This window comes from Sphingorhabdus sp. (assembly GCF_044239005.1).
Classification (GTDB): Bacteria; Pseudomonadota; Alphaproteobacteria; order Sphingomonadales; family Sphingomonadaceae; genus Sphingorhabdus_B.
In genome coordinates this window covers 1-24,520 of record NZ_JBIICH010000017.1, presented here as the reverse complement: position 1 = coordinate 24,520, position 24,520 = coordinate 1, and the positions used below count along the sequence as shown (strand labels likewise).

The following is a 24,520-nucleotide window of genomic DNA, read 5'->3' as shown; positions in this document are numbered from 1 at the left end:
ATAATCAGGCTTCTAACCGCTTCACCGTTGTAGAAGTAAATGCGCTGGACCGGCCGGCATTGCTGAACAATTTGGCATTGGCTTTGTTCGAGTCAAAGGTAACATTGCACAGTGCGCATATCGCAACTTATGGCGAACGCGCAGTAGATACATTCTATGCGACAGATCTTTTCGGTGCAAAAATCGAAAGCAAGACCAAGTTGAAATCACTTGAAACAAGGCTGCTGGAGGCGGCCACTGTCCGTGCCCGGGTAAAAACCAAAGCTGCGTAAGAACGCAGACCTTTCGGCTGCATCAATTAACGACATAAAAAAAGGCCAGTCTTTCGACCGGCCTTTCTTTTAACATATTCGTCCGTTCGGAATTACATTCCCGAATTTGGACCGTAGGTAACTTCAACGCGACGGTTTTGCGGTTCACGCTCACCATCTGCAGTCTGAACCAATGGTGCAGTTTCACCGAATGCTTCGGTTGCAATTGCACCGCCGGCAACGCCCTTGGACTCAAGGTACGCACGCACGGTGGTGTTACGACGCTGCGAGAGACCCACGTTGTACTTTGCGCTACCCGACTTATCGGCGTGACCAGCAAGCATAACCTTCGCAGTGCCACAGTTCGAGTACTGAGCAACAGCGTTGTCCAGAACCGATGCCGCGTCAGGACGCAAGTTCGACTGATCCCAATCGAAGAATACGATATAAGGACCGGTGTTGCACACTGGCGCTGGGGGCGGCGGTGGCGGTGGAGCTGGTGGCGCCACATATGGTGGCGGTGGTGGCGGTGCCGCAACTTCAACTGGTGCAGGTGCACCGCCGAAGTTGTAAACCAGGCTTGCCATGACGCTGTGCGAACGGAAGCGCGTGTCAACAGCACGGCCAAGACGGTCAACAAGACCAACCTTGTTTGCGTTGAAGAAACGGTACTTCAGACCGACGTCCCAGCTATCGCTGAGTGGCGTACGGATGCCCGCAAGAGCCTGCCATGCCAAACCAGTGTCTGAATCGTCGAGGAACGCTGGAGCAGCGACAGAAGCCGACACATCAACACGTGCAACGCCAACGCCGCCGCCGACAAAGCCCTGAAGGCCATCATCGTCGCCGAAATCCAAAAGACCATTGACCATGAAGCTCAATGCGCTTGCATCGCCATCAAGGTTATACGAACCGCTAGGTGCGAGTGCAGATGTTGCGCCGCTCGTAATCTGAGGCGTCTGGCTGCTGAATGCAGTTACATTCGCCTGACGATAGGAAACTTCTGATTCAAGACGGAAACCGCCGAAATCATAGCCGACTAAGCCGCCGAAATCATAACCATTTTTTGTGTCAACCGACGCAGCATTGTCCAATGTGCCGATATCCAAAGCCAAGTCTTCGACTATCATGGCACCGCCATCGACTCCAACATACCACTGGTCGTCGCGGGCCAAAGCCGGTGATGCCAGAGCAGTAGAAGCGAGAACCAAACCTATGGCTAACTTACGCATCAACTTTCCCCTTTTTCTATCTTTAGGAACGGAAACTATAGAATGTAATTCTATCGGTTCTGTTCCATCGAAGCAAGTCGCTATGTCCGCATACTGTTGCTAAAATGTCGCCATTACGCGCATTTCATCCGAATACTGGCCGTGTTTTTGCGATGCGACCGCTCAAGGCGTAAATATGCCTATCAGCCTGAAATACTGTAACATCGCACTGAGTGTCGCACGCGCTTCAGTATCGACCACTGCCCCGCCAGACGGGTTTGCGATAATTGGGCCGCTACGCCAAACGCCGCCGGTATAAATGCTATCACGACCATTGGACCTGTTCCAAAGCCGCATCCCGTCATGGGCAACCAGATAGCGCCAGTCGCCACCTATCCATATCGCAATTTGGCCAGACTTATTGGCCCATAGACCGGTCGCGCCTGAACCGACCAACCAGCATTTGCCAATATCGCTGTCGGTTAAGGCAGGCGCCGTCAATGCGACACCTTCGACTGCCGTATGAAGCAAGGCATCGATGAGAACGAGCGCCTCATTATGGGTGATTTCTTTTTGCGCCTGCGTCACGGCGAGCAGCGGCAAGTTGTGACGGCCTGTTTCCAAAACGGGCATATGTCCTCCTAATGACAAGGTGATGATGTGGAATTTATGCGAGGCCGAACAAAAGCGGCGTGGATTGTGTAAATCGGCCTATCTGCTGGACACTGAAACCTAGTTCGCTGCCTGACGTTATCCCGAGACCGACCTGTTCGTCGGCCGAAATATGCATCGCGTTCTCGAATACCGTCCAATCGCGCAAGATGTTGTCGTCAGCCAACAACCGGACATGATAGGCCTCGCGATCTTCGACCATGAGCTGATCAACCCCATCAACCCACCCAAGGTCTAAGCGCGAACGTCGGACCCAATTGATCTGAATATCTCCATTTGGCTGGCGCCGTGCGCGACCATGGACAGGTGCCAAAGGTGTTATCGCCCGTCCATTGGCCATAGCCGTCGCAACAACCGGGTTGATGTCGCCAAGACCTTGCGCCTCAACCGTTACCGTCTGGCCAATGTGATAGTCTGTTGCCGCAATTATCCGTGTGGAGGCAGGATCCATCCAAACGATCCGGGAGCCAGCGGCATGCGCCGGCGCCGACAGTTGATCCGAAAAACAAGAGCGCGCGAAACGGGACAGGCGATATCGTTTGGCGCCCAACGCAGCCACCCGGCCAACGCGGATAAATTCACCGTCCACATGAAAAACCGGAGCGTCCGATGCCAGAGGGTGCATGTCACGATTGGCAAGCAGCATCGATCCATTGAGCAATTCGATCTCGAGCGATGATTTTTCGTCGATCAATAATCCGTTATGAGACCCAAGCGCGTTCTGCGTTATCCCGATCACAGCCTGTGGCGCAGTTCCGCCAATATCGATCAGCTGGCCCTCATTTTGGATTGCAAGAGCGGCACGCTTCCAGCCCGCCTCCGTCCCCCCGGCAAATACCGCCAAAACAGCTTGGTTTGTATCGCGCTCGGCAATCAGCGGGCAGTCAATAATGGCAATGCGGGTCTGCCCAATGGATTGATCTGCCGACGGAATGTGGCGGCCCGGGGTAGCTATCATTTGGTCAAGCGGTAACGACCCAGCCGCCAATCGTGCTTTAATGTGTGCGGTGCCAAATCCATGTTCGATTTCGTCGATTTGCCATTTTTTCCCATCGGCGGAGAGGAAACAATCGCCCGGCTGCAGCAATTCAGCCGAGGTTACGACCGTTGCACTGAGCGTGCTCCGCGCGTAGCGCGCATGACCCGCTTTCAACTCGACCAAGCGCTTGGCCGAGGATGCACTGAGGACGGCAGGCAACTCCAACCGGGCCTCGCCACGTCCGCCAGATTTGCCGTTGCTGTGTTGAACGCCAGCCTGATAATCACGATCCGGATCATAATAACGCAGCGAGACCGTGCCGGGAATTTGCCCGGCGGGTGCTATCCGGTGACTAAGCGGATCCAGCTTGCGCCGATCTTCTTCGACAGCGACGACAATTTGCGTTGGTTGGTCAGGGTTCGCGCCAACGTCGCGGACGACAAGGTTGCCGTTCCGCGTAATGAGCTCCACTGGAAAGGCATCCAATATCGGCGCAATCGCCTCTCTCATATTCACCCCGCCCGCGGCAAAACCAACGATGGAGTGCGTGCTTTCCGCCAAGAGGTCGCCATCCGACAGCGAATGAAACAATGCCGATAGCGACAATTGCCCGTCGCGTTCGAAAACCTCAAAGGTGAACGATGGAATGCGGTTGCCAAAATCCGCCAGCTGCAAATCTTCAAACACGACATAGGCCATGTCGCGATGTGCGGGGCATTGGCCAACAGCTTCAGCAGATGCCAGCAACGGGTCCGGCTGCTGATCACTGTGCCCCGAATAGAAACGCAATTGGGTGTCGATTTTTAATGCGCCGTCAGACCCGCGGACCAAATTGCCATCCGCCCATATTCTGCCCAATCGGGCTACTGGCCGGCTTGACAGCGCGACCGCTAGGCTGACCCGATAGGCATAGTTGACCGTCGAAGCGCGCCCCTTACCTCCGCCGCTTTTTGCGCGATCTTCGATCAGGTCGGTCGCCCAAATCACCGTTCCTGCAACACGCATCGCTCCAAATATAGCGGGAATTTGCGTGCCGTAGCTCGATGTTTGGACGGCCAACTCCTTCAGTCGGCTTCCTTCACGCGCGGCAGGCGCGAATAATGCGCCGTCGATTTGTTGTCCCAGCGCAGCGCCAATCGCGCCGCCGATCGGCCCGCCAATGGCAGAACCAACAGCCGTTAAAACAAGCGTTGCCATGTCAGTCTCCGATAAGGCGCCATTGCGCGATTGTTGGCCACGGCAGCGGCAAGGGCGTTGCGACCACGCGGCCTAAGCCCAAATGTGCATGGACCGCACCCTTGGGCGTCATAACGGCAAGGTGAATTTGCCGGACGCCCGGTTCCAGCAAGGCAATGTCCCCAGCAACCACTGAACCGTCCGAAACCCGCGAGAAATGCCGCGCATCAAAATATGCGCAGGCGCGCTCGATGTGTTGACCACGCAGCCGATAGTCGGTGGGCACAGCAGCGTCTTTGCCCACAGCAGAAAGGCACAGTCCGGCCAAACCAACACAATCGAGCCCTGCGTCTGCCGAACGCCCATGCAGTAAAAACGGAACGCCAATTAAATCGAGCGCGGTTTGCGCAACCTTGCCTTGCTGGCCCGTGACGGCCGGCGCGATCCTAATTTGCACCGGGATATCGCGTCAGTAAATCATTGCCCGGCAGATAGGGCTCTCCACGGAAATTGATGCCGTTGCCAAACCGCGTTGCGCAGGTTGTCATCAGCTTGTCGCAACCTTCGATCACCTGTATCTTGTCGCCCGCATGTACCGGCGCCTGTGGCATCGTCTGCAGTTCCATCGCCGCCGCGCCATTGTCGACGACGCTGAATTCCAGCCCCGCATTTGGACCCGTCAGCCAACGCACGCTTCCATATGCCAATTGGCCAGGGGTAAATGGCACACCGCCGTTCACCGAAATCACATAGCCCTGGACATGCGATATGGTCGCCAAATGACGAAAGCGTTCGCGGCTTAGCCCGCAGGCTGCATCGCAAAATTGCGCGCGGCACGACGGCGCGGTTTGGAACGCCACGGCTTTATCAAGACGCGATTGGATGCCCAATAGTTCGGCGGCAAATGCATCATCCGCAAAGGAAACCGCACCCAGTTCGCCAGACGCCAACACGCGCTTTCCACGTGCGGGCGCTGACCAGTCAAAAAGAAATATCTCCAAATATGCACCGTCCCATCGGCCGGCCATCAGATCATCCTGCCGGATCAAGTCCGACGTCAGCGCGCCGGAGACATCCAGTCCGTCATTCTCCAACCCAACGCTTTGCACGACCGCCGTGGGCTGCATCCCGGGGCTGGATCTCAGCAAAATGCCATCATGCAGCACGTCGGCATCATGCGAGGTAAAACCCACGGTAACGCCATCGGTCCGTTCCAGCCGCCAGCCATAAGCGACCGTGATAAGCGGCCCATCCATCCACGCGTCCATCAGGTGGCTTCCCGGATTTCAACCAATGCTATCGTCGGCATATCGCCCGCGCCAAAGGTTGCCCGCGCAAAATCCAGCCGGTCCGATGCGAAGCGGACAGGCACATCAAAACGGAAGCCCGCGGTGATAATGGCACCCATAACAGGCGCAGTTTGAAATTCGATTATTCCGCCAGCATTCAGCGACCAGCCTGTTGCCGCCACGTTGTTCACCGCAACCGTCACAGAATTCGGCACGGGCCGGGTGATGCGCCTTACTTGACCGTCGGAACCATAGGTTTTGATGAGCGGAAATGCCGTGCGCACGGCGTCACCTGTCCCCAAGATTTGATCCAACTTGTCGGGCGCACCGGTCATCACATGCGAACTGTTGTCGAACGGATCGGTAAAGCGAAATCCGACCGCTGGCCCGTGCCGCGCCCGAAAGAACGCAAGCAATATGCCAAGATCATTTTCGGACCGAACACCCGGACTAACATCATAACTGAGGCGCGCATTTTCCCAGCTGCTGTTGCGGCGCTCATGCCCCGATAGGGTGGTGACAATATTGGTCGAGAACTCCGTCGTCACTTCCGCCTCGCGGCCAATGTCCAGCGGGAAAAGCACGTAATCAAATTCCTGCACAGCCGCATCCTCCTGTCCAATTTCGAAATAGGTAAATCCGTCACGGGCGACCTGCGGCAGCGCCCAGATAAAGGTATCCGCTGTTCCCCTTGCCCGGCTTGCGCGCGCGGCGATCTCAATGTCCCTCCACTGCGCCTTGTCTTCGGGGCGCAGAACGAAGCCGCTAAAATAATGCTGCGCGTCAACGGGATAGCCAAGCCGCTGAGCCATCAGCGGAACCGCCCGCCGCGTGGCGCCGTGGTTGCCGGATGTGACCCAGTCATAATCTTCCAGCTGAAGCACATCGAACGCGGGCGCGGACCATGCCAATGGAACATTGGCACGCAAAGCTTCGGGGGCGGACGGATCAAGAACCGTTGGCAGATAGACCAACAATAATGTCTCTATGCCAGCCGATCCTGCCTCATCCGTTGCAGCCGCGCAGATGGACGCAGTGGACGCCGCGAGCATCGCACCTGCCCGGTCCAGCATGGCCTTTTGCGCAGCCGACTTTGGACCCTTTATGTCCGATATGCTGACCGACAATGTCCCGAATGCCGCAGTCGCAGCCGCATCATACAGGCAGATGCGGCCGTCGGGCATGATCCACCACCATGGCTCACCAACCTGAAACTTCACCGGCAGTCCGGCTTCTTTCAAGATGAAGACAAAGGCCCGCGCCACCGCCTTGAGATAGTTCATCGCCCCAATATGCGCAGGCGACAGCAACGTGGATGGCGGGACCCATCCAGTTAGTGCGCGGTCACCATTTTCGGCCCGTTGTTTCCAATCATTCCAGCAATGCGAGTCGAACAATTCATAACTGAGCGAGAAAATCAGATCGAAGCCCATCAACTTTGCCTGTGCCGCAAAATTTCGGTGCCACGCCCGGCAGGGCGCGTTGAGCGCACCACCCGCCAAGCTGACATAATGTCCATTACCTGATGGCTCGAGCCGGAAATAATGGCTCATCCCGACATAATGGTTGATCGTTTGCCGGTAACCAAGGGCATGGATTTGGCGCACCAGCCGCGCAGGGGTCTGGTTATAGGCATCGTCATATCCGGTTGCCATTTTCAGGTCATGCTCGGGTATCATGACATCGCCGGTGTCCAGCATGACGCCAGCCCCGTCGCATCTAATCCCCGTCAGTTCCACCCACGCTTCAACAGGCGCAGGCAAATTGCCCGGAAAGCCGGTATATCCCGGCGGGATCAGCGATATGAAAATCTGGTCAATGTCGCCTGCAAAGACGGGGTCTGCCTCTTGTGGTAAAAGAAACCCGCCCTGAAGGTTGCTGAAGTCCAGCACGATTTCGGCATCTTCCGGCGTGCCAACGGCGTAATTCCAAAGACGGATGTACCAGCTTTTGGCCACGCCCGTCGCATCGCGACCGTTGATGGTGAGCGTTGGGCCGTTGACGGCATCAAGCGGCATGATACCCGCCGACCGCCACCGGAATTTCATCGTCAACCGGCGATAATCGCGGTTGGTTTCATAGGCCAATAAGGGGTGATCCCAATGATCGGCGCTGTCCCAGATCAAGCCCGCCAAATCATCGCTGCGGTAAAATATGGCGTCCGCACGCAGGGATTCCGGTCCCGTCGTGACCACCGATGCCATCATCGGGCGCGGGAAATTGACCGTCCAGAAACGCGGGTCAAAGCGCATGACAGGGACAGATTTCTGCTGCCGTCGCTGGTCGCAAAGCCAATATGCCATGGTTCAATTCCGCGCCAATGCTTGCCGGACCGCGCGCGCCACATGCCGCGAAGATCGCTCAAGTGCCGCAGGCGCGCTGCCCTTGCCTGAATCCGACACGTTGATGGTAAGCCGCAGTTGCGTTGGCGCACCCGTAGCCCCACCCGTTTCAATACGCCCGCTGGTCGTTGGGACGAACAGCTCTGGCCCCCGCTCACCCACGCGGTACGCCCTGCCTGGCGACACAGGACCGCCCGTCGCACGTCCCGGTGCGCCAAGTGCAGCACCCAAAAACGTACCCAATGACGCAAGAAGACCCCCCCCGCCAGACGCACCGCCGCTTATGTTATTGAGCCCGGCTTTAATCGCGGAACTAGCGATCTCCGAAAGCACGGACAGTGCAACCCGGCGCAAATCTTCAAAGCCGAACTTCCCGCGCTGGATGGCACCAGTTAGGCCGCGTTCCAATGCGGAGCCCGCGCGTTCAAGCCCATCGGCAAAAGGGCCGTCAAGTTCAGCACGCATCGTCGCGACGTCGCTTGCAAAGGCGCGGGTATCGGCACGGACCGATACGACCAGCCTGTCGATTTCTTCGTCCATCATTGGTCTCCTGCCGCTCCATCTGGAAACTGCGACATCAGTTTTTGAATCTCGTTCGGGTCGGGCGGGGCCGCGTCTTGGCGGTCGGCACCCTGCAAAATGGCGAGCAGCTCCGCAGGGGTCGCATTCCAGAATTCGTCCGGACGCCAGCCCAATTGCAGCGCGCAGACCGCGCTTAACCGCAATGCGGTTGCACCAAATGTCATCGTCCGCTTAAAATCTGCCCGAGCAGAATTTTGAGCGCTGGCGTCATCGCCGCAAGACCCTCTTGCGTCAGGCGCTCGCTAAACTCGGCGCGCGTTACGCCGGCATCGGTGTCGGTTCGGCAATGCCAAAACAGACTGACCATTTCCGACAGCTTCAGTCCCCCCGCAGCCGCACGTTCGACCAAGGCGAAGAGCGGCCCAAGTTCGTCTTCACAGGCCACCAAAGCCGCAAAGGTGGGCCGCAGCAATATATGCCCGCCTTCAACGGCAACCATCGCCTCACCGCGCAGGGCATTGGCTGGCCGGTTCATAAGGATGTCACCTGACCACTGCTTTCAAGCGCCAGCGTATAGGATCGCTCGCCATTGAAATCGCCGGCATAGTCCAGCCGCGCGACAAGGAATTTGCCGCGCAACCGGTCACCGCTTTCAAAGCTCAATTCATAATCGTCGAGCAGGCCGGACAGTGCGTTATTCTTGATCCGCGTCTCTGCGGTCGATCCGGTAAACACGCCAGCGCCGGATACCGAGACCGAACGCACGCCCGCGCCCGAAAGCAGTTCACGCCAAGCGCCGCTGCCTTTATGGGTGATGACAACCGGATCGCCATTGATTGACAGTTGCGTGGTGCGTAGCCCCGCAACCGTTGCGTAAACAGGCGTCGATGTGCCGTCGCCAACCTTCAACAGGAAGGCACTTCCTTTTTCTGCAGGCATAAGCCTTTTCCTTTCGAAAATGCCCCGCCAACCGGCGAGGAGATATATGATTATGCGCCGTTCGCAGGCGTCAGATCGCGAGCAACCGCACGCGGTACTCGACCAGCCCGGCCCATGGCCCGGCCGGGTCGCGCACGACCATCGAACGCAGGAACATAAGGCTCGCGATGCGCCAATCCGGAAGGTCGCGGGGTATGGCCAGAACGGCGTCCTCGACATGCGACATCAGATTCGACAAGCGGGTGGTGGACTCACCATCATCCCACACCGTCAACGCCAGCCGGATTTCGCGGCCCGCAATGGTCTTCGTGCTCCAATCGCTGGCGATCCCGTCGTTGATGGCGACATAAGGAAATGCAGCACGCGGCGGCGGACCGTCATAAACGCCCGTCAGCGCATTCGCCAAAACAGGGTGCGCTGTCAGTGCAGCCACGGCGGCCGCCTGAAGCGTGTGCATGGCGCTGTTCATCGTCCAAAATTCCTTAATTGGGGGTCATCGAGCATGCGTCGCCGCAGGTTTTTGCCGACAAGACAGATGCCATCGCCGCTGCGCTCCACATTGACGCCGGCGGGGCGGGGCGCGCGCATCAGTCGTTCGGAAATGTCGTCTGCGCGGCGTTCCGCCAATGCAGCGGCCTTTGCTGTGATCCGGTCGGTATTCACCGGACCTCCTCACAGGTGAGGCGCATCTGTGCTGGCGTGACGGGATCGCTCAACACCGCGCGCACTGCGAGATATTTGCCGCGCCATGCCAAGCGCGTGGAAAGGCCCACGCCTTCACGCTTGCGCATGGTCACTTGCCAGCGCGGCAAGGCCGACAAAGCATCCGCACGGCTTACATCACCGGGCATCAAGGGCGACACCGCAACCCATGCCTGCCCGTCATAGCGATATTTACCCGATGCCCCCGCCAGACTGTCACGGTCGCCAAGACGGGTTTCGATATCCACGCGTTCACGCAGATTGCCTGCAAATTCGCCGCTCATGCAACGCGTATCCGGCGCCAGGGTTGCAGCAACGCCAACGCAGCCGCTGGCGGGCCAGCGTCGCTGGCGCTGTCGCGATTATTATAAAAATAACCCGCGAGCCGCAGCAGGCCAAGCCGAAGGGACTCCGGCAAGCTTGCCCAATCGGTCGCCAATCCGGCGATCATAGATATCTCCACACGCCCGGCACTTCCGGGTTGAAGCACGCGGAAATAAGCTTCGCCCTGTGATGAGAGTTTCAGCTCCCAAGCCGAGCTGGCAAGCGCAAAACTTGCCCCGTCGGCTGGAATGCCCGTCACATTGGTGATCGCATGGACAGGCAGCGTCTGCAAAACCTGCCATCCGCTGCCCGCGGTGACAATTTCGGTTCCCGCGCGGCGCAAAAGGGCCTGGCGGGTAAACTGTTCCGCGTGACCAATCGCCGCGAGGATCGCCGCCGCCAACGCACTGTCGTCCATGTCCGCATCGACACGCAAATAGGCTCGCACCTCGTCCAGCATTACGCTGTCGAGGCCGAGCGGTTCCATGCTCAGCATATCAATTTCCTTTTTAGATAATCCGGCAGCCCATGGCCGTAAGTCCGGCCTTTAATGTGACTGCTGAACCCGCGATTTCGGACCGGAACAGCAATTGAACTTGCCCTGCCGTCGCACCCACCGACACAATGAAATTGGCCCTGATCGGGATATTTGTGGCGCCAGCGCGCACACCCGTTGTGGCCCCTGTCGTTGTGCCGTCTGCAATTTGTTCGGTACCGGTAAGCATTGTTGCATTTGACGGATGAACCGCCATGCCAGCCACGGTCCCGGACGGGATATCGAGGGCAACCGCAATGCCTGTTGTCGCTATCGCCGACTGAAAGGCCCCGATAAGTTCAACAAGGTACATGGTGTTGGCCGCAGCGGCAAAAGACAGACCCGTCGCAGCGGCAGATGTGACAGTATTATTGGCAACGTCGGCCGCAAGCTTGATCCACGTCCATGGATCGCCACCGCCTTCACCCTGCTTCGCGGCGGGTTGATGCGTGCTTGCGCTTGTTCCGACGGTCAGCCGCGCCTCGTCGGTGATCAGATAGACTTCACCCACGCGCAACGCGTTGGCAGCAGCTGCGGCAGTGATTTGCGCCCGCGTTCCCCGTTTATGGGAAAGGCTGGGCATCAGAATGTTCCACAGTCCACGTCGCCCACCGCCAGCGTGACAAAGGCGTTGGCCGCATCTTTGGTCCACACCATGGAGTTATTCAATCTTATAACTCCATCGGTTCCATTTGTTCCCCAAATATAACCAGATGTGCCACCTGCGACCACCGCCGCTTTTTCATCAAGGTCTGACGCAGGGATGTTCAACGCCGCTTTGAACGCGTTGACCGTAATCTTCGCTTCTTTCTGGCCTACTGCAGATGCGTCATGCAAGATGAGGAAATCCGCTGCGCCATCGACTGATGCGACGGTCGCAAGGTCGTCAATCGCCGGAACCACGGGCAGCCGCGCCGTCGCACCCGTGGCGATGTGCAATGTGCCTCGATCAGTCGTAAAATGCGCCTCACCCGCCAACATCGATGCTGTCGGCAAATTGGCTTTCAAGCCACGCTTTATTTGAATTCTTGGCATATATGATCCTTAATTAAATGTGCCGCCGTCGATGATATCGGCCACAGGGCCGGTTGGCCCAGTTGGTCCCGGCGGCCCGATGATGGTGGGAACCGACCCGATGGATGACGCCGATACGGTCGGTGCAAGCGTGCCATCCGGCCCGCGCCAGCGCGCCAATATGGTTGGCGGCGGCTGTCGCCATTGCAAAAGCATCGTCATGCTGTGACGCTTTCGCGCAACGTGATGCTGATGCTTTCGGTGATGATAACCCCGCCGCCGACCGCAATCCGCGCATCCGCCAGATAATGTCCCGCCGGCAACAGCGCGCTTTGCGCTGCCCCCACCGTCAGGTTCCATCCGGGCGGCACGTCACCCGATGCTGTCCGCGGTATAATGTTAAAGGCAGCAGCCACAGGCGCGGCGGCGCTCACGCTTGTCCGGCCAGGGGCCACTGCCTTCATCGCCGCGCTGATCGCCGTGACGGAAAGGGGGTCACCCGTCACAGCATCAAGCGCGAGCGAAATGGTTTCGCCGCGTTGAAAAACAAATATGGTCATGTCGTTCTCCGAAGGGATCTCCCCACCCATAGGCGGGGAGATTTTCGCGCAATCAGGAAATGGCGAACCTCATCACTTTGATCGCTTCCGAATTGATCAGCGCGCCGCCCAGACGCTTGGTTGCGTAGAAATGGACATAAGGCTTGTTCGAATATGGATCGCGCAGGATGTTGGTTTCGGTGCGCTCGGCAATCAGATAGCCCGCCTTGAAATTGCCAAAGGCAATCGACAGGCTGTTGGCCGCGATATCGGGCATATCTTCGGCTTCGACCACGGGATATCCCAACAGGGTATCGGGCTGCCCCGCGCTTAGGCCCGCCTGCCAAATGAACGCACCATCGGTGGTCTTAAACCTGCGGATCGCCGAAAGCGTAGATGCATTCATGACCCATGTTGCACCCTGACGATAAGGCGCGCGCAAGGCGTGGACCAATTCGACCAGCTTATCCTGCGGGTTTGAAGTGGCAAAGGCGCCCGCTACACCCGATGCAATATGTTGAAGCGTGCCAAATGGACGCGTGGCATCGCCAGTCACCGCGGTTGGCGCGGTCAAAAAGCCCTTGGGCTTATTGCTGCCATTGCCATTCACAAATGCCGCGCCTTCTGCCTTTGCAAATTCGGTTGCGATTTCGCCTGCGAGCCAGCTTTCCACATCAAACGCCGCGTCATCAAGCATCGCCTGCGTCGCGGCTGGATTGGCATAAAGCTCGCCAAAGCTTGGGACGATTTCGTTGAATGTCGGCGTCGCGGTTTCGGGGCGTGTTGCGGTTTCCGAAGCCCAGCCCGACGTCACACCATTTTGCGTCACAAGCTTGCGATAACCAGACGATCCGACGCGGACGACATTGGCAATCGCACGGATAGGCGAGATCCCCTTCAACGTTGAATCGATGATTTCATCAATTTCGCGCGGGACGGCAAATCCGCCATCGGCGGCAACGACGCCCGAAAAGCTTTTCAGCTCCACTTCGGAGCCGAGGCGCAAATAGCCGTCAACAAAGGCCGATTTTGCCGGGTCGGCCGCAGTCGCCCCCGACAAAACGGGCCGGGTCACAGCGGCGGCAGCCACCGCCCCTTCAAAAACCGCGTCAAGCGCGTCAGCTTTGGTTTCATAATCCATATCATTCTCCTTGGGTGATGGATGTTGTGCCCGCCGCTGCGGCCTCGACGGCCAACACGCGGGCGAGCGGTTGCATGGGATGCGTGACGACGCTGACCTCAATGAGATCAAGGTCCGTCAGCTCCCGGTAATCCTGTTTTTTCATGGCCCGGACGCGATAGCCAAAGGACAGGCCCGTGCCGGCCTGCACCGGCGTTTCTTCGTCGTCCAACCGGGCAATGACGCGCAATCCGCGCGCGTCCTCGCTCAGGCTTTCGACATAGCCAATGCGCCGGTTGCGATCATGCTGCCACAGCAATGGAACGCCCGCTTTGGCCGCACGGGCAAAGGCACCCTTGCGCACAATATCGCCGCCCTTGTCGGGTGCATCAAAGATGGCGGCATAGCCAGCCAGCCTCACTGGCTAACCAGCCCCAACAGGCCAAGCTTTACAGCCAGCCCGATGAGCAACAGCGCCAGCACCATGCGCACGACCCAGCCAATCGCCGCCTTGCGCGCCGACCGCTTGGCATCGCGCCAGGCGGACAAAAGCTCACGCAGCTCACTCATATCCTTTGCGGCGCTGGCATCATCCAAACCCAAACGGGCAAGCGCACGCCGGGCACCAGTTTCGGAGGCCTGCTCCAGCAGACCTTGAAGGTTATTTTCGACCATGTTCACTCCATTTTGAAAGCGGTGGCTTAAGCGGGCTAAGGTGCCTCTGACTGCAGGGGAGCGAGCCCCACCGCGGTCCTTTTCTCCTCGGCGGTCAAAAAGTCCGCCGCGCCGACTTGCGCCCATAATCGCTCGCGATCCTCGGCCAATGCCGGGATGGCATCAAGATCAATGTCCAGCTGAAGACCGGCAAAATAGGGGGCAAGGCCTTCGCCAATTGCGGCGAGCATTTTGCGCGCCAAGGGAATGATGCTCTGGTTCCACAGCGCGCGGTTGGCTTCGCGGTAATTGGCGTAGGTCGCATCCCCGGGCAGCCCAAGCAGCACGGGCGGGACGCCGAAGGCGAGCGAAATTTCGCGCGCAGCCGCCTCCTTCAATCCGGCAAAATCCATTTCTGCGGGCGTCAGCGCCATCGCCTGCCATTTCAAGCCGCCCTCCAGCAACATGGGCCGTCCGGCATTGCCTGCGCCTTGAAAGCTGGCGGCGAGTTCTTCTTTCAACCGCGTATATTGTTCGCCGCTTAATGTGCCGCTTTCGCCCATTTCATAGACCAAAGCGCCCGATGGCCGCGCCGCATTATCCAGCAACGCCTTGTTCCAGCGCGTCGCCGCATTGTGCGTCGCCACCGCGCCCGATGCTGCGCCCAGGCAGCCAAGGCCATAATGGTCATCGAGCGGGTGAATGGACCGGATGTGGATGACGCTGTCCGCGGGCAATCGGCTCGCAACATCGCCGGCCTTATAGACATAGGCCACGGGCCAGCCGCGCACATCGGCCTCAACCGTCATCCGTTCGGGGCGCAGCGCGAACAATTCGGCTGGCCGCCCGTCCATGCCCGACAATATTTCAATATAGGCATTGCCATGCAGCAACAAATGCGTCGCCACTGTTTCAATCAACGCCTGCCCGGCCGACGTTGCCTGCACCAGCCGCAATGCTTGCGCATCGGTCGATGTCAGCGGCGCGGACGCCAGCCCTTCGGCAATTAAGCGAACCGCACGCTGGGCGATGGCATTTGAAAGATAGCCCTCGCGCATCTGCGCCTCATAATTTCGCGGCCAATCGCCAAGGCTTGGCACGCCATAGGCGCGGATGCCCGATAGACGATCCTGCTGCACACGCGTTTTTGCCGGACGCAGCAAGCCACGCCCGGTTGATTTCCAACCGAAGATATTCATGTGTTTCAGTCCTTTAAATTACAGCAGCCGAACCCGCGGCGTTCTTTCGGCTTTGCCGAGCATCAGTTCGGTCAAAGCCCACACCAGCGCGTCGGCGCGGTCGGGGGATCGGCCGGGGCCTTCATATCCGCCGCCCGAAACCAGCCCGCACATCTGGTCTTCCATTTCGGGAAAGGCAGTTGTGTGAAACACGCGGCGCGCTTCGTATAATGCGGCGATGGGTTCGGCACGCACTGACTTGCGTTGGCTGGCGTGCACCCGCTTGATCGGCATCGCAAGGTCGGCCGCGCGTAAGACGGTTTCCACCATATTGCCGCCCTGATTGTCTTCGGCGACCACGCGGTCCGCCTGCCACAGGTCGACGGCGGCGGCCACGGCGCGGGCCCAGCGTTCGGGCGATGCGCCCGCTATGCTATGGTCCGCAAGCACATAGGCTTTCTTGTCTTCGCCAATGCCAACCGCGACAATGCCGCAGGCATCGCCATTTTCCGACACGGGCGGATCAACCCCGATGACGATACGTTTCAAATCAGGCGCATAAGACACACGTTGCCGTTCAATCAGGTCGCGGGACCATAATGCCCCCGCCGCATCTTCGATCAGCTCACCATCCAGTTCCTGCCTGCCCCAGCGCGTGCCGGCATAAGCCGCGCGCACGGACGCCAGATATTCTGGCGGCAGGTGCATATCATTATCCGCCGTCCGGCCGCGCGTTATGGCAACGCCCTTTTCCAGCACCAGCCGCCGAAGCAACGGCACAGGACGCGGCGTCGTGGTCGCCATGATCCGGGGATGTTGCCCAAGCCGCAACCCAAGCATCAGATTGTCCCACGCCTTGATCCCGTTGGGCCATTTCGCAATTTCATCGGCCCACGCAAAATCATGCTGCGGCCCGCGCAGGCTTTCGGGCTCTGCTGCCGAAAACAAGGTGGCGGTCGCCCCATTGCGCCATGTCAAACGGCGCAGGCTTGGTTCCCATTCGGGGCGCTCGGCAAAGGGCAGCGCCAATAGGCCGCTTTCACCCTCCACCATCACCTGCCGCGCCTCATTCAACGTCGCGCCGACCAGCGCAAAGCGCGCGCCGGGATATTGGGCGGCAAGCGCGCTGACCCATTCGGCACCCATGCGGGTTTTGCCATAGCCGCGCCCCGCCATCACCAGCCATGTGCGCCAGTCACCCTGCGGTTCGAATTGGTCATTACGTCGCCAGAAACGCCAACTGCGCGATTCCTCCATTTTGTGGCGGTTCCAACTTTTGATGCAGGCAACCATCTGTTCATAGGGCATGGCCATCAGCGCCTGGGCATTAAGCTGCGTCATTCGCCCGCTCCGCACGTTCGCGCATCTGGGTTAACTTCAATATCAATTGCGCCTTTAACGTCGGCAAATCCGCTGACGCAGGCGCAGGCGTGGCCGCACTCGGCGCGCCCTTCACCGCGGCGCGATGTGCGCTCAATAACGCAATCGCCAACCGATGCTTTTGCGCCCGCGCTTTCAACGTGGCTTCCGCCGTTTTGCCATTGGCCGCCAACAAGGCTTCGGCCAACAAATCCGTCTCCAGCCGCGCATAGCCTTCGCCAAGCGCGCGCGCCCAATCATCGCGAAAGCCCGCCGACCGCCGCCGTTCGGCATAGACATTGCTGCTGGCAACACCCGCCGCCCTAGCCGACGCCGCAACATTTGCGGTTTCGGCCAGATGGTTGAGGAAAAGACGCCGGGTGCGCGCATTCAAACGGGTGTCGGGCACGCTGATTTTATCTTTCGTCATCGCCAACCTCCTAATCCCAAAGAAAAAGGGCCGAAGATCGCTCTTCAGCCCGTGATATTTTCGCAAAAACGCCGCAGCGCCGCGAATCGCAATTTTCGACTATGCCCAAAACTAACCAAATAACGTTACGATGTCAATATATATTTACCTATTTGGTTATAATTTGACAGCTATTTGCTTCGGCCTTTGCTTTTTTGGACCCGTTCGAACCATTCATGAATCATTGGATGGTTTTTATTGAAATCGCCCGTTTCATATATCACGCCATCTTTGATCAGGCGACTTAGCGCTCTATTAAGTGAGCTAATTCGGTTCGAAATTGGTCTGCCTAAATCAGCCATAACCGATCTGATTAGGTTAATTTTGGTGGCGGGTATCCGCATTGCTAGCGGCAACCTAACAATCACTGGCACCTTTGAGGGCCTCTTACGCCGCTTCATCCTTAACTTGGCTGCTCGTTTTTTTAGCAGATGGCTGCGGGGCACGAACGAATGGTCATCATTACCACTCCATATACCTCCGTTGTCATATACCTCAACGACGGCACCGGGATCCGGCATCCGGATATTAACCTTTGTCCAGTCGCGACGCGTCACTCTGGCTTATCCGCCGGTTTGTGTTTCACAACCTTCTTTACCACCGCTTTTCACCAGTGTCGCAATCAAGATCGCGGGCGGCTTCTTTTAACCTGCCTACCAACGTTTGTTCCGGTTTTGATCCGTTCATCTGAATTTTAACTCCATTTGCCCCACTTTGTTATCGGCTAATTGATAGCCAGATAGCGTTCTGCTATCAAGATGCCGTGCCCGCATGGCGGAATGGTAGACGCAGCGGTCTTTAAAACTGAAATCCTTCGCGGGAAGTGTGGGTTCAACTCCCACTGCGGGCACCAAGTCAGTCATTTCCAAGGAGTGTAACATGGCTAGAGGAAAACATGAAATGAGCGTGATCAAACAGCAGTTGGAAGCTGTTCGTAGTCAGATCGAACGCTTACAGGTCAAGGAAGAAACTCTGGTGGAGCTTCTCCGAGAGCTCTCGGGAGAACCTGCCCTCGTCGAGCGGACAGTCCGAAAACGTTCTCCGGCGGTTAAGCCACTTGTGCTTGACTACATGCGCGAAGTTGCAGGCAGAGGCGCGACAACGAAAGAAGTTGATGAGGCCGTAAAAATTACCATTCCAACGGTCGCTCCGGACACCGTAGGTTCTGTTCTGTCTAGGCTTAAGGCAGATGGGGCGTTGCAATATGTTGGCGAGCGTTATTACGAAAAGAGATTTGCGCCGCAGCAACAACCGAGCCCTTTTGACCCGCAACTAAGGGTTATCATCTGAAAAACGCCGGAAGCTGGTTAGAGCTTCCGGCGTTTTGTTCTGTGGCCCCTGTAGCTCAATTGGATAGAGCAACGGTCTGCTAAACTGAAGGTTGCTGGTTCGAATCCAGTCAGGGGCACAAAACGGAATGATAGAAACCTTCGCGGGAATATCTGCCATTTCCATATACCCTCTTAAACACCTTCAATAAAAAAACCCATCAATCCTGTCGATTTTTGATTGATTGATTCTGCAATCAATTTTTCAGTCAATTTTTCCACAGTTTTTTCATGTTAAATTCGTCCTATTTTTCCGCCTACTTTTTGCAGGAAATTTACCATGAAATTTTCATCTCCAACATGGGCGGATTTTCCGAGATCGTTTTCTATCAAATTGCTTGCTGTCAACGATGACAATCTATTGGCGATAGGTGAGCGGTTTGCCGCTGATGCGCTTCACCTCTTCAACCGACCACAGCACGTGCTCAAAGCCGGTGGCAGCGCGATTGCCGCAGCAAAAATCGAATTCTGCAGAATAACGCTGCAAGTGTTTCTCGCTGCAAAGCTGCTACTCGCCGCGAATCGCAATTTTCGACTATGTCCAACACTAACCAAATAACGTTACGATGTCAAGATATATTTACCTATTTGGTTATAATTTTACGCGCCGAGAAGATGATTTCCCCTTTTCCGGCGGCTTCGCTATGGGTTGGGAATGTCGCGCGTCATTCTGTTCAACAAACCTTTTGGCGTCTTGCCGCAATTTACCGACAAGGGCACCGCCGGTTCGCCGCGTCCGACCTTGTCCAACTTTATCGACGTGCCCGGGGTCTATCCCGCTGGCCGGTTGGATATGGACAGCGAAGGGCTGATGATCCTGACCGACGACGGCCGGTTGCAGGCGCGCATTTCCGATCCGCGGTACAAGCTGCCCAAAATCTACCGCGTTCAGGTTGAGGGCACGGTTTCCGATGATGCGCTCGGCCAATTGCGGCGCGGTGTGCAGTTGAAGGACGGGGTGACCTTGCCGGCCGAGGCAGAGCGCATTGCCGACCCGCAGCTTTGGCCGCGCGATCCGCCCATCCGCGTCCGCCAGACGGTACCCGACAGCTGGATACAGCTTATCATCCGCGAAGGCCGCAACCGGCAAGTGCGCCGCATGACCGCCGCGGTTGGCCACCCGACATTGCGGCTGGTGCGCCACGGCGTTGGCGATTGGACGCTGGATGATCTTGCCCCCGGCAGCTGGCGTGAGGTCTGACGCAGCCGCCTAGGCTCGGGACCTAGTCCGCCGGTCGCGGCACGCGCTTGCCCTTGGTCCGGCTCGTCAGATGATATTGGCCACATCGGTCGCAGCGATAATGGCGCAGCGTGATTGTCGCCGCCGTCATGGCGGCAATGGCATCGGCCTCCGCCGCGTAACCCACCTTTCTTCGGCAAATGCTCAGCCGCGTGCGCAAATCAATCTTCGCCTTCGAACGCGATGCACCCCATGTTGCACAGCTGCGTCAGCAGGTCGATTGCGGCGTCCACTGACGCAAGAGCAGCGTCGAGGACCAGAGCATCTTGCGCGCACAGCTGCCGCGCCAGATCCGCGGTCTCCGCACCGCAGTCAAAGCATGCGCCATCGGCAAAGAACATCACGGCATTTGCGCCATCGCCCACAAATGCCAACCGGCTTGCCGGATTGCGCGACAGCAGTGCCTGATCGGCAACAAATTGTCGTACGTCGTCCGCTGCAATGGGGGTTTCCGGTTGCCAGTCCATTTCGGCATATTTGGGCGTGCTGTTGAACATGCCGAACCAGCGGGCAAAGGCCCGCGGATCGGCAAGCGAGTCCAGCGTCATCCGGTGCAAGCGCGCCAAGGCGTCGGGCATAATCTCACCCGGGTTAGCCTGCCCTGCCAAATCCGGATCGCGGTACAAATCATCCTCGGGAATCTGCTCAAGCATATCATCGACAAAGTGCCCCAGCAGGTCGGCGCGCGACGGCGCACGAAAACCAACCGAATAGGTCATGCAGTCCGAACCCACCGCAACGCCATTATGTGCGATGCCCGGCGGGACATACAGGATATCGCCGGGTTCAAGCACCCATTCTTCGGTCGCTTCAAATTCTGCGAGCAGCTTAAGGTCTTCATGCGGCACCAGCGGGCTATCGGCGTCGCAATGCGGGCCAATCTGCCAACGGCGGCGACCGTGGCCCTGAATCAGGAAAACATCATATTGGTCGAAATGCGGGCCGACCCCGCCTTGGTCCGCGGCAAGGCTGACCATGACATCGTCAATCCGCCAGTTGGGGATGAACCGGAACGGCGCGATGAGGTCCGCCACCATCGGCACATGGTGATCGACCGCCTGCACCAGCAACGTCCAATGCGATTCACCAAGGCGGCCCAAGCGATCCTCATGCTGCGGCCCCTGCTCCATCTCCCATCCCTTGGCGGTCTGGCAAATCAGGCGCGACTCCACTTCTTCTTCGCAGGCGAGACCGGCAAGCTCATCGGGCTCAAGCGGGTTTTGCCAATTGCGCCACGGATTGCGGATAAGCAGCGGCTTTTTCTGCCAATAATCGCGCAAGAACGCGTCTGTATCGAAGTTTTCCAATTCCATTCCCACCCGCTGTGCATTCGCGCGACAGAAAGCAAGTGTTGTTGCTGCATAAGTGGCCAAGGAAAACATAATCGGCCGATTGCGGAACATATGCGGCGCGCTGGGGTTTTGCTGGCCAAGGAGTATTCGATGGCCAATATTCTCGACATATCTGGAAAACCATTGCCACCACGCAGACGGTCGAAACGGCGATTGCGCGCGCAGGATATGCATGACCTGTTAAAAGTCCTGATCGTGCTGATGATGGTCGTCGCCGGATATTTCATGTTCGCGCCCGCCAGCGAAGCCACGCGGGGATCGGACGCGGGTATCGAACGGAATATGCCTGCAGGTTAAAGCTTGCACTTGCTGCGGTTCGTGGCTTAACCCCGCAGACAATGTTGAAACGCCTATATGATTGGATGATGGAAAAGGCTGGGCACGCCCATGCCGAACGCTGGTTGTTCCTGTTTTCCTTCATCGAAAGCTCATTCTTCCCCATACCGCCGCATCCCCTGCTTGGGTTGATGTGTTTGGCGCGCCCGGACAAGGCGTTGCGCTATGGGGCGATTTGTACTTTGGCCTCCGTCATGGGCGGGCTCTTTGGCTATGCCATTGGCTATTTTGCGTATGAAACCATAGGCACGGCGCTGTTAAAGGCGCTTGGGCTATGGGACAGCTTTCCTACCGCCGCATGCTATCTGCGCGAATTTGGCGCGGAGATTATTTTAATCAAGGGCGCGACCCCCATTCCGTTCAAGCTGCTGACCTTGACCGCAGGGTTCATCAAAATGGATCTGTTCACCTTCATCTGGGCCAGCGTGTTGAGCCGGGCATTCCAGTTCATGCTGGTCGGATTTTTGTTCTGGAAATTCGGACGCCCGATCAAGGCATTTATCGACAAATATCTGGCGTGGGTCACCGCCGCATTTCTGGTGGCGGTCGTCGGCGGATTTTTTGCGTTCACGATGCTGGCTGGCAATGGGGCGAGCAAGAGTGATGCCTGCTCGAACGTCAAAACCATCCAATCACGTTAGCACCGCCACACGGGCGTTATTTACAATATCGGAAAGCAGACATGGACAGCAGTTCACGCAAAATCGTCACCTTCATCGCGGTCGTCACCATCATTGTCATGGCCGCTATGGCCACGCGCTCTTATCTCGACGCTGACCAAAGCACGACTGCCGCGCCGGCTGGGGCGACCGAAGATAGCGCTCCGGAAGCACCAAAGCGGCAGCCTACTGAAAATGTGCCCAACCCAAGCGACGAAATGCCCGTTGCCGCTCCAGAAATCGAAGACATTCCGGCCATCACTGGCGAACCGTCAATGACGTTTGAAAATGAAAACAGCGAGACGCGTGAATCAGCTTCGCCGGAAAATGACGAATAAGGTCCGTTAACGCGCGAACAGATTTGCGTCGTCGGCGAATGCCTTGAATTCCAGCGCATTGCCGCTCGGGTCGCAGAAGAACATCGTCGCCTGTTCGCCAATTTCGCCTTTAAAGCGGACATGGGGTTCAATACCAAAGCTGACGCCAGCGGCCGCGACGCGTGCGGCCAGCAATTCCCATTGCTCCATCGTTAGCACTACACCAAAATGCGGCACGGGAACGTCATGGCCATCCACCGGATTATGCGTCGACACGGATCGCGCATTGGCATCGAGATGCGCAACGATCTGATGTCCGAAAAAATCGAAGTCGACCCAATGATCGGATGCGCGCCCTTCGGGGCACCCCATAATGTCGCCGTAAAAGCGCCGCGCTTCGGATAGATCACGGACGGGAAAGGCCAAGTGGAAGGGGCGTAAGCTCATTTTGATGTCACCGGTTTTAGAAGGGGTTGATCGGAAATATCGGCCGTAGCGAGTTCCTGCGACATTTGCATCGCGCATTTGTGGATTGTTGCCGGATCGCTTGGGCGCTGAAATTCGGCTTTCGCCGCTTCGGCCATGGCAACAGCAATCAACTCACGGGGTTGGCCGCTTTGTTCGGTGATGCGGCTGCCGACGATGCCGGCCCACCGTTTTCCCGATTGCCCGACATTGGGTGTATCGGACGGTGCGGTGCCAAGCCGCTGTCGCTCCGCCAAGGTCGCAAGGGTCGCAACACAGGCGATATCCGACTGATGCGTTTCCGTCAGGGCGGATGGCGCCGAAAGCGCGAGCGCATACACAAAAATAATCATGCCGATGAATTAGCAGCGAAAGCCTGAACCGCAAGCAACGACCATTTTTGCGCGATTGCAATTGTCATATATGGTGGGCAAAAGCGCGCCATGCAGAAATTATCGGCTTTGCTCGGAAAGTTTCCCCGCTGGACGGCGCTCGTGGCGGGTGCTGCGTCCGCTTATGGTTTTGAACCATGGGGGCTGTGGCCGTTAACGCTGATCTGTTTCGCGCTGCTCATCCAGCTGATAAGCCGATCGACGAGTACCAAAGGCGCGTTCATGCTCGGCTGGCTTTTCGGGGTCGGGCATTTCACCTTTGGCAATCAATGGATTGCCGTCGCCTTCACTTTTCAGGCGGCGATGCCGATCTGGCTTGGTTACGTCGCGGTATTCGGGCTGGCGCTATATTTGGCGGTGTATCCCGCCTTGGCCGCGGCTGGCGCCCATTGGATCAATCACCGCACGACGAACGCCCTTCGTGATTCCGGCGGAGATGACGAGAAGCCAAGGCCCACAGCCACCCTCCACCTCATCCTGGCCTTTGCGGGCTTGTGGATCATCACCGAATGGCTGCGCAGCTGGGTGTTCACTGGCTATGTCTGGAACCCGCTCAGCGTGGTTACCCTGTCCATTCCATATCTTTCGCAGCCTGCGACCGCCTTGGGAACCTATGGCCTTTCGGGGTTCATGCTTCTTGTTGTTGGAATGATCCTAAAGTTCGTGACTTTGTGGACTTCGGTATCTGGCGTTGAACGCGGCGATGGCGGGCGGACCGACTATTTTCTTGGCGGTTTAATATTATTTGCGCTCGCAGCAGTCGCTATCACTGGGCGAAGCTCCTTCGATCAAAGCGCACCAGATAGGACGCCCGTCGCACTGACCATCGCGCAACCCAATATCAGCCAAGCCGACAAATATGCGCCGGGCTATGACGCGATCAACTTTGCCAAGCTGGCGATGAACAGCCGCCCGATGCCCGATCAAGGCGCGCGGCTGATTTTATGGCCAGAGGCCGCAATTCCCGATTATTTGGAAGAGGGCTATCCCTATCGTTATTATCAGGGCCAGCCAGACGAAAGCGCGTTCGGCGCGCGGGCGCGGCTGACGACGCTGATGGGTGACGGCGATGTTTTGGTCACCGGCGCAAACCGGCTGGTGATTGAAAAGGGCCAATTGGTCGCGGCGCGCAACAGCGTTTCGGCGATGGACGCGA

General features: G+C 57.8%; 36 protein-coding genes and 1 tRNA gene. 9 read left to right on the top strand and 28 right to left on the bottom strand.

All coding sequences use genetic code 11. The annotated features are described in order from the left end of the window. Nucleotides 1-272, top strand: a 272-nt coding sequence (locus tag ACILQA_RS02690; protein ID WP_395628298.1) for a hypothetical protein, incomplete at its 5' end; no start/stop codon positions are given. Nucleotides 273-364: 92 nt separating this feature from the next. Here ACILQA_RS02690 and ACILQA_RS02685 read toward each other — a convergent pair. The 24 genes from ACILQA_RS02685 to ACILQA_RS02570 form a co-directional block, all read right to left on the bottom strand. Beyond that, nucleotides 365-1,483 carry an OmpA family protein gene (locus ACILQA_RS02685; protein ID WP_395628297.1) on the bottom strand — a complete coding sequence of 373 codons (1,119 nt, stop codon included), beginning with the start codon at nucleotides 1,481-1,483 and terminating at the stop codon, nucleotides 365-367. Nucleotides 1,484-1,645: 162 nt separating this feature from the next. Next, nucleotides 1,646-2,095, bottom strand: a complete 450-nt coding sequence (locus tag ACILQA_RS02680; RefSeq protein ID WP_395628296.1) for a DUF2793 domain-containing protein — start codon at nucleotides 2,093-2,095, stop codon at nucleotides 1,646-1,648. 34 nt (nucleotides 2,096-2,129) lie between these two features. Beyond that, entirely contained in the window at nucleotides 2,130-4,310 is a 2,181-nt protein-coding gene (locus ACILQA_RS02675; RefSeq protein ID WP_395628295.1) for a phage tail protein, read from the bottom strand. Nucleotide 4,311: 1 nt separating this feature from the next. Further along, on the bottom strand, nucleotides 4,312-4,746 hold the full coding sequence (locus tag ACILQA_RS02670; protein ID WP_395628294.1) for a peptidoglycan endopeptidase: 435 nt from the start codon (nucleotides 4,744-4,746) through the stop codon (nucleotides 4,312-4,314). Beyond that, entirely contained in the window at nucleotides 4,736-5,557 is an 822-nt protein-coding gene (locus ACILQA_RS02665; RefSeq protein WP_395628293.1) for a DUF2163 domain-containing protein, read from the bottom strand. The genes ACILQA_RS02670 and ACILQA_RS02665 overlap by 11 nt, the downstream gene beginning before the upstream one ends. Then, nucleotides 5,557-7,881 carry a DUF2460 domain-containing protein gene (locus ACILQA_RS02660; RefSeq protein ID WP_395628292.1) on the bottom strand — a complete coding sequence of 775 codons (2,325 nt, stop codon included), beginning with the start codon at nucleotides 7,879-7,881 and terminating at the stop codon, nucleotides 5,557-5,559. Before ACILQA_RS02660 ends, ACILQA_RS02665 begins: the two co-directional genes overlap by 1 nt. Nucleotides 7,882-7,884: 3 nt before the next feature. Beyond that, a complete protein-coding gene (locus ACILQA_RS02655) occupies nucleotides 7,885-8,460 on the bottom strand; it encodes a tail tape measure protein (protein ID WP_395628300.1) in 576 nt (191 codons plus the stop codon). Then, complete coding sequence (locus ACILQA_RS02650; RefSeq protein ID WP_395628291.1) at nucleotides 8,460-8,666, bottom strand: phage tail assembly chaperone; 207 nt, start codon at nucleotides 8,664-8,666, stop codon at nucleotides 8,460-8,462. Before ACILQA_RS02650 ends, ACILQA_RS02655 begins: the two co-directional genes overlap by 1 nt. Continuing rightward, the gene (locus ACILQA_RS02645; RefSeq protein ID WP_395628290.1) at nucleotides 8,663-8,977 is read right to left on the bottom strand and encodes a gene transfer agent family protein; all 315 of its coding nucleotides are present in this window, start codon (nucleotides 8,975-8,977) and stop codon (nucleotides 8,663-8,665) included. The genes ACILQA_RS02650 and ACILQA_RS02645 overlap by 4 nt, the downstream gene beginning before the upstream one ends. Beyond that, nucleotides 8,974-9,381: a phage tail tube protein gene (locus ACILQA_RS02640; protein ID WP_183941858.1), complete on the bottom strand. Its 408-nt coding sequence runs from the start codon at nucleotides 9,379-9,381 to the stop codon at nucleotides 8,974-8,976. Before ACILQA_RS02640 ends, ACILQA_RS02645 begins: the two co-directional genes overlap by 4 nt. 70 nt (nucleotides 9,382-9,451) lie before the next feature. Next, complete coding sequence (locus tag ACILQA_RS02635; protein WP_395628289.1) at nucleotides 9,452-9,850, bottom strand: DUF3168 domain-containing protein; 399 nt, start codon at nucleotides 9,848-9,850, stop codon at nucleotides 9,452-9,454. Further along, complete coding sequence (locus ACILQA_RS02630) at nucleotides 9,847-10,044, bottom strand: hypothetical protein (RefSeq protein ID WP_395628288.1); 198 nt, start codon at nucleotides 10,042-10,044, stop codon at nucleotides 9,847-9,849. The genes ACILQA_RS02635 and ACILQA_RS02630 overlap by 4 nt, the downstream gene beginning before the upstream one ends. Beyond that, complete coding sequence (locus tag ACILQA_RS02625) at nucleotides 10,041-10,367, bottom strand: head-tail adaptor protein (protein WP_395628287.1); 327 nt, start codon at nucleotides 10,365-10,367, stop codon at nucleotides 10,041-10,043. The genes ACILQA_RS02630 and ACILQA_RS02625 overlap by 4 nt, the downstream gene beginning before the upstream one ends. Next, the gene (locus ACILQA_RS02620) at nucleotides 10,364-10,903 is read right to left on the bottom strand and encodes a hypothetical protein (RefSeq protein ID WP_395628286.1); all 540 of its coding nucleotides are present in this window, start codon (nucleotides 10,901-10,903) and stop codon (nucleotides 10,364-10,366) included. Before ACILQA_RS02620 ends, ACILQA_RS02625 begins: the two co-directional genes overlap by 4 nt. Nucleotides 10,904-10,916: 13 nt before the next feature. Then, nucleotides 10,917-11,525: a hypothetical protein gene (locus ACILQA_RS02615; RefSeq protein ID WP_395628285.1), complete on the bottom strand. Its 609-nt coding sequence runs from the start codon at nucleotides 11,523-11,525 to the stop codon at nucleotides 10,917-10,919. Further along, on the bottom strand, nucleotides 11,525-11,977 hold the full coding sequence (locus ACILQA_RS02610) for a hypothetical protein (RefSeq protein WP_395628284.1): 453 nt from the start codon (nucleotides 11,975-11,977) through the stop codon (nucleotides 11,525-11,527). Before ACILQA_RS02610 ends, ACILQA_RS02615 begins: the two co-directional genes overlap by 1 nt. A gap of 9 nt (nucleotides 11,978-11,986) precedes the next feature. Then, on the bottom strand, nucleotides 11,987-12,178 hold the full coding sequence (locus ACILQA_RS02605; RefSeq protein WP_395628283.1) for a hypothetical protein: 192 nt from the start codon (nucleotides 12,176-12,178) through the stop codon (nucleotides 11,987-11,989). Next, the gene (locus ACILQA_RS02600) at nucleotides 12,175-12,516 is read right to left on the bottom strand and encodes a hypothetical protein (RefSeq protein WP_395628282.1); all 342 of its coding nucleotides are present in this window, start codon (nucleotides 12,514-12,516) and stop codon (nucleotides 12,175-12,177) included. Before ACILQA_RS02600 ends, ACILQA_RS02605 begins: the two co-directional genes overlap by 4 nt. A 52-nt stretch (nucleotides 12,517-12,568) precedes the next feature. Further along, nucleotides 12,569-13,636 (bottom strand): phage major capsid protein, encoded by a 1,068-nt coding sequence (locus ACILQA_RS02595; protein ID WP_395628281.1) that lies wholly within the window; start codon nucleotides 13,634-13,636, stop codon nucleotides 12,569-12,571. A gap of 1 nt (nucleotide 13,637) precedes the next feature. After that, the gene (locus ACILQA_RS02590; protein ID WP_183941867.1) at nucleotides 13,638-14,036 is read right to left on the bottom strand and encodes an HK97 family phage prohead protease; all 399 of its coding nucleotides are present in this window, start codon (nucleotides 14,034-14,036) and stop codon (nucleotides 13,638-13,640) included. Then, nucleotides 14,033-14,290: a DUF6127 family protein gene (locus ACILQA_RS02585; RefSeq protein WP_395628280.1), complete on the bottom strand. Its 258-nt coding sequence runs from the start codon at nucleotides 14,288-14,290 to the stop codon at nucleotides 14,033-14,035. Before ACILQA_RS02585 ends, ACILQA_RS02590 begins: the two co-directional genes overlap by 4 nt. Before the next feature lie 35 nt (nucleotides 14,291-14,325). Next, the gene (locus tag ACILQA_RS02580) at nucleotides 14,326-15,468 is read right to left on the bottom strand and encodes a phage portal protein (protein WP_395628279.1); all 1,143 of its coding nucleotides are present in this window, start codon (nucleotides 15,466-15,468) and stop codon (nucleotides 14,326-14,328) included. An 18-nt stretch (nucleotides 15,469-15,486) separates the two neighbouring features. Further along, complete coding sequence (locus tag ACILQA_RS02575; RefSeq protein WP_395628299.1) at nucleotides 15,487-16,740, bottom strand: DNA-packaging protein; 1,254 nt, start codon at nucleotides 16,738-16,740, stop codon at nucleotides 15,487-15,489. Between the two features lie 34 nt (nucleotides 16,741-16,774). After that, nucleotides 16,775-17,236 (bottom strand): hypothetical protein, encoded by a 462-nt coding sequence (locus ACILQA_RS02570; RefSeq protein ID WP_395628278.1) that lies wholly within the window; start codon nucleotides 17,234-17,236, stop codon nucleotides 16,775-16,777. 918 nt (nucleotides 17,237-18,154) lie between these two features. Between ACILQA_RS02570 and ACILQA_RS02565 the strand changes: the two genes are divergently transcribed. The 4 genes from ACILQA_RS02565 to ACILQA_RS02550 all read left to right on the top strand — a co-directional run bounded on the left by ACILQA_RS02565 (nucleotide 18,155) and on the right by ACILQA_RS02550 (nucleotide 19,804). After that, complete coding sequence (locus tag ACILQA_RS02565) at nucleotides 18,155-18,565, top strand: hypothetical protein (protein ID WP_395628277.1); 411 nt, start codon at nucleotides 18,155-18,157, stop codon at nucleotides 18,563-18,565. Between the two features lie 44 nt (nucleotides 18,566-18,609). Next, nucleotides 18,610-18,683: transfer RNA gene (locus tag ACILQA_RS02560), tRNA-Ser, on the top strand. A 200-nt stretch (nucleotides 18,684-18,883) separates the two neighbouring features. Then, complete coding sequence (locus ACILQA_RS02555; RefSeq protein ID WP_395628276.1) at nucleotides 18,884-19,162, top strand: hypothetical protein; 279 nt, start codon at nucleotides 18,884-18,886, stop codon at nucleotides 19,160-19,162. A 96-nt stretch (nucleotides 19,163-19,258) separates the two neighbouring features. Beyond that, entirely contained in the window at nucleotides 19,259-19,804 is a 546-nt protein-coding gene (locus ACILQA_RS02550) for a pseudouridine synthase (RefSeq protein ID WP_395628275.1), read from the top strand. Nucleotides 19,805-19,826: 22 nt separating this feature from the next. Here ACILQA_RS02550 and ACILQA_RS02545 read toward each other — a convergent pair whose 3' ends face one another. Both ACILQA_RS02545 and ACILQA_RS02540 read right to left on the bottom strand, forming a co-directional pair. Beyond that, a complete protein-coding gene (locus ACILQA_RS02545) occupies nucleotides 19,827-19,970 on the bottom strand; it encodes a hypothetical protein (RefSeq protein WP_395628274.1) in 144 nt (47 codons plus the stop codon). A 34-nt stretch (nucleotides 19,971-20,004) separates the two neighbouring features. Further along, nucleotides 20,005-21,156, bottom strand: coding sequence for a JmjC domain-containing protein (locus tag ACILQA_RS02540; RefSeq protein WP_395628273.1), 1,152 nt, complete (start codon nucleotides 21,154-21,156; stop codon nucleotides 20,005-20,007). A 129-nt stretch (nucleotides 21,157-21,285) separates the two neighbouring features. Here ACILQA_RS02540 and ACILQA_RS02535 point away from each other — a divergent pair, with 129 nt between their 5' ends. Genes ACILQA_RS02535 through ACILQA_RS02525 form a run of 3 tightly spaced genes read left to right on the top strand, consistent with a single transcriptional unit; the run spans nucleotide 21,286 to nucleotide 22,528 of the window. Next, nucleotides 21,286-21,492, top strand: coding sequence for a hypothetical protein (locus ACILQA_RS02535; protein ID WP_395628272.1), 207 nt, complete (start codon nucleotides 21,286-21,288; stop codon nucleotides 21,490-21,492). A 41-nt stretch (nucleotides 21,493-21,533) separates the two neighbouring features. Next, entirely contained in the window at nucleotides 21,534-22,172 is a 639-nt protein-coding gene (locus tag ACILQA_RS02530) for a YqaA family protein (RefSeq protein ID WP_395628271.1), read from the top strand. A 41-nt stretch (nucleotides 22,173-22,213) separates the two neighbouring features. Further along, the gene (locus ACILQA_RS02525) at nucleotides 22,214-22,528 is read left to right on the top strand and encodes a hypothetical protein (RefSeq protein WP_395628270.1); all 315 of its coding nucleotides are present in this window, start codon (nucleotides 22,214-22,216) and stop codon (nucleotides 22,526-22,528) included. 6 nt (nucleotides 22,529-22,534) lie between these two features. Here the strand turns inward: ACILQA_RS02525 and ACILQA_RS02520 are convergent, their stop codons facing one another. Together ACILQA_RS02520 and ACILQA_RS02515 are read right to left on the bottom strand one after the other, a co-directional pair. Next, nucleotides 22,535-22,954 carry a VOC family protein gene (locus ACILQA_RS02520; protein WP_395628269.1) on the bottom strand — a complete coding sequence of 140 codons (420 nt, stop codon included), beginning with the start codon at nucleotides 22,952-22,954 and terminating at the stop codon, nucleotides 22,535-22,537. Continuing rightward, nucleotides 22,951-23,325, bottom strand: a complete 375-nt coding sequence (locus ACILQA_RS02515; RefSeq protein ID WP_395628268.1) for a hypothetical protein — start codon at nucleotides 23,323-23,325, stop codon at nucleotides 22,951-22,953. Before ACILQA_RS02515 ends, ACILQA_RS02520 begins: the two co-directional genes overlap by 4 nt. 90 nt (nucleotides 23,326-23,415) lie before the next feature. Between ACILQA_RS02515 and ACILQA_RS02510 the strand changes: the two genes are divergently transcribed. After that, nucleotides 23,416-24,520, top strand: a 1,105-nt coding sequence (locus ACILQA_RS02510; RefSeq protein WP_395628267.1) for an apolipoprotein N-acyltransferase, incomplete at its 3' end; no start/stop codon positions are given.

Coding starts and splice junctions, on each gene's coding strand:
- ACILQA_RS02585 (WP_395628280.1), bottom strand. CDS start 14,290: ATGGTCGAAAATAACCTTCAAGGTCTGCTGGAGCAGGCCTCCGAAACT.
- ACILQA_RS02595 (WP_395628281.1), bottom strand. CDS start 13,636: ATGGATTATGAAACCAAAGCTGACGCGCTTGACGCGGTTTTTGAAGGG.
- ACILQA_RS02575 (WP_395628299.1), bottom strand. CDS start 16,740: ATGGTTGCCTGCATCAAAAGTTGGAACCGCCACAAAATGGAGGAATCG.
- ACILQA_RS02615 (WP_395628285.1), bottom strand. CDS start 11,525: ATGCCCAGCCTTTCCCATAAACGGGGAACGCGGGCGCAAATCACTGCC.
- ACILQA_RS02635 (WP_395628289.1), bottom strand. CDS start 9,850: ATGAACAGCGCCATGCACACGCTTCAGGCGGCCGCCGTGGCTGCACTG.
- ACILQA_RS02685 (WP_395628297.1), bottom strand. CDS start 1,483: ATGCGTAAGTTAGCCATAGGTTTGGTTCTCGCTTCTACTGCTCTGGCA.
- ACILQA_RS02550 (WP_395628275.1), top strand. CDS start 19,259: ATGTCGCGCGTCATTCTGTTCAACAAACCTTTTGGCGTCTTGCCGCAA.
- ACILQA_RS02660 (WP_395628292.1), bottom strand. CDS start 7,881: ATGGCATATTGGCTTTGCGACCAGCGACGGCAGCAGAAATCTGTCCCT.
- ACILQA_RS02520 (WP_395628269.1), bottom strand. CDS start 22,954: ATGAGCTTACGCCCCTTCCACTTGGCCTTTCCCGTCCGTGATCTATCC.
- ACILQA_RS02580 (WP_395628279.1), bottom strand. CDS start 15,468: ATGAATATCTTCGGTTGGAAATCAACCGGGCGTGGCTTGCTGCGTCCG.
- ACILQA_RS02620 (WP_395628286.1), bottom strand. CDS start 10,903: ATGCTGAGCATGGAACCGCTCGGCCTCGACAGCGTAATGCTGGACGAG.
- ACILQA_RS02605 (WP_395628283.1), bottom strand. CDS start 12,178: ATGACGATGCTTTTGCAATGGCGACAGCCGCCGCCAACCATATTGGCG.
- ACILQA_RS02640 (WP_183941858.1), bottom strand. CDS start 9,381: ATGCCTGCAGAAAAAGGAAGTGCCTTCCTGTTGAAGGTTGGCGACGGC.
- ACILQA_RS02555 (WP_395628276.1), top strand. CDS start 18,884: ATGAAATTTTCATCTCCAACATGGGCGGATTTTCCGAGATCGTTTTCT.
- ACILQA_RS02645 (WP_395628290.1), bottom strand. CDS start 8,977: ATGAACCGGCCAGCCAATGCCCTGCGCGGTGAGGCGATGGTTGCCGTT.
- ACILQA_RS02655 (WP_395628300.1), bottom strand. CDS start 8,460: ATGGACGAAGAAATCGACAGGCTGGTCGTATCGGTCCGTGCCGATACC.
- ACILQA_RS02530 (WP_395628271.1), top strand. CDS start 21,534: ATGTTGAAACGCCTATATGATTGGATGATGGAAAAGGCTGGGCACGCC.
- ACILQA_RS02535 (WP_395628272.1), top strand. CDS start 21,286: ATGGCCAATATTCTCGACATATCTGGAAAACCATTGCCACCACGCAGA.
- ACILQA_RS02525 (WP_395628270.1), top strand. CDS start 22,214: ATGGACAGCAGTTCACGCAAAATCGTCACCTTCATCGCGGTCGTCACC.
- ACILQA_RS02610 (WP_395628284.1), bottom strand. CDS start 11,977: ATGCCAAGAATTCAAATAAAGCGTGGCTTGAAAGCCAATTTGCCGACA.
- ACILQA_RS02680 (WP_395628296.1), bottom strand. CDS start 2,095: ATGCCCGTTTTGGAAACAGGCCGTCACAACTTGCCGCTGCTCGCCGTG.
- ACILQA_RS02515 (WP_395628268.1), bottom strand. CDS start 23,325: ATGATTATTTTTGTGTATGCGCTCGCGCTTTCGGCGCCATCCGCCCTG.
- ACILQA_RS02650 (WP_395628291.1), bottom strand. CDS start 8,666: ATGACATTTGGTGCAACCGCATTGCGGTTAAGCGCGGTCTGCGCGCTG.
- ACILQA_RS02600 (WP_395628282.1), bottom strand. CDS start 12,516: ATGACCATATTTGTTTTTCAACGCGGCGAAACCATTTCGCTCGCGCTT.
- ACILQA_RS02665 (WP_395628293.1), bottom strand. CDS start 5,557: ATGGACGCGTGGATGGATGGGCCGCTTATCACGGTCGCTTATGGCTGG.
- ACILQA_RS02625 (WP_395628287.1), bottom strand. CDS start 10,367: ATGAGCGGCGAATTTGCAGGCAATCTGCGTGAACGCGTGGATATCGAA.
- ACILQA_RS02675 (WP_395628295.1), bottom strand. CDS start 4,310: ATGGCAACGCTTGTTTTAACGGCTGTTGGTTCTGCCATTGGCGGGCCG.
- ACILQA_RS02540 (WP_395628273.1), bottom strand. CDS start 21,156: ATGGAATTGGAAAACTTCGATACAGACGCGTTCTTGCGCGATTATTGG.
- ACILQA_RS02570 (WP_395628278.1), bottom strand. CDS start 17,236: ATGACGAAAGATAAAATCAGCGTGCCCGACACCCGTTTGAATGCGCGC.
- ACILQA_RS02565 (WP_395628277.1), top strand. CDS start 18,155: ATGGCTAGAGGAAAACATGAAATGAGCGTGATCAAACAGCAGTTGGAA.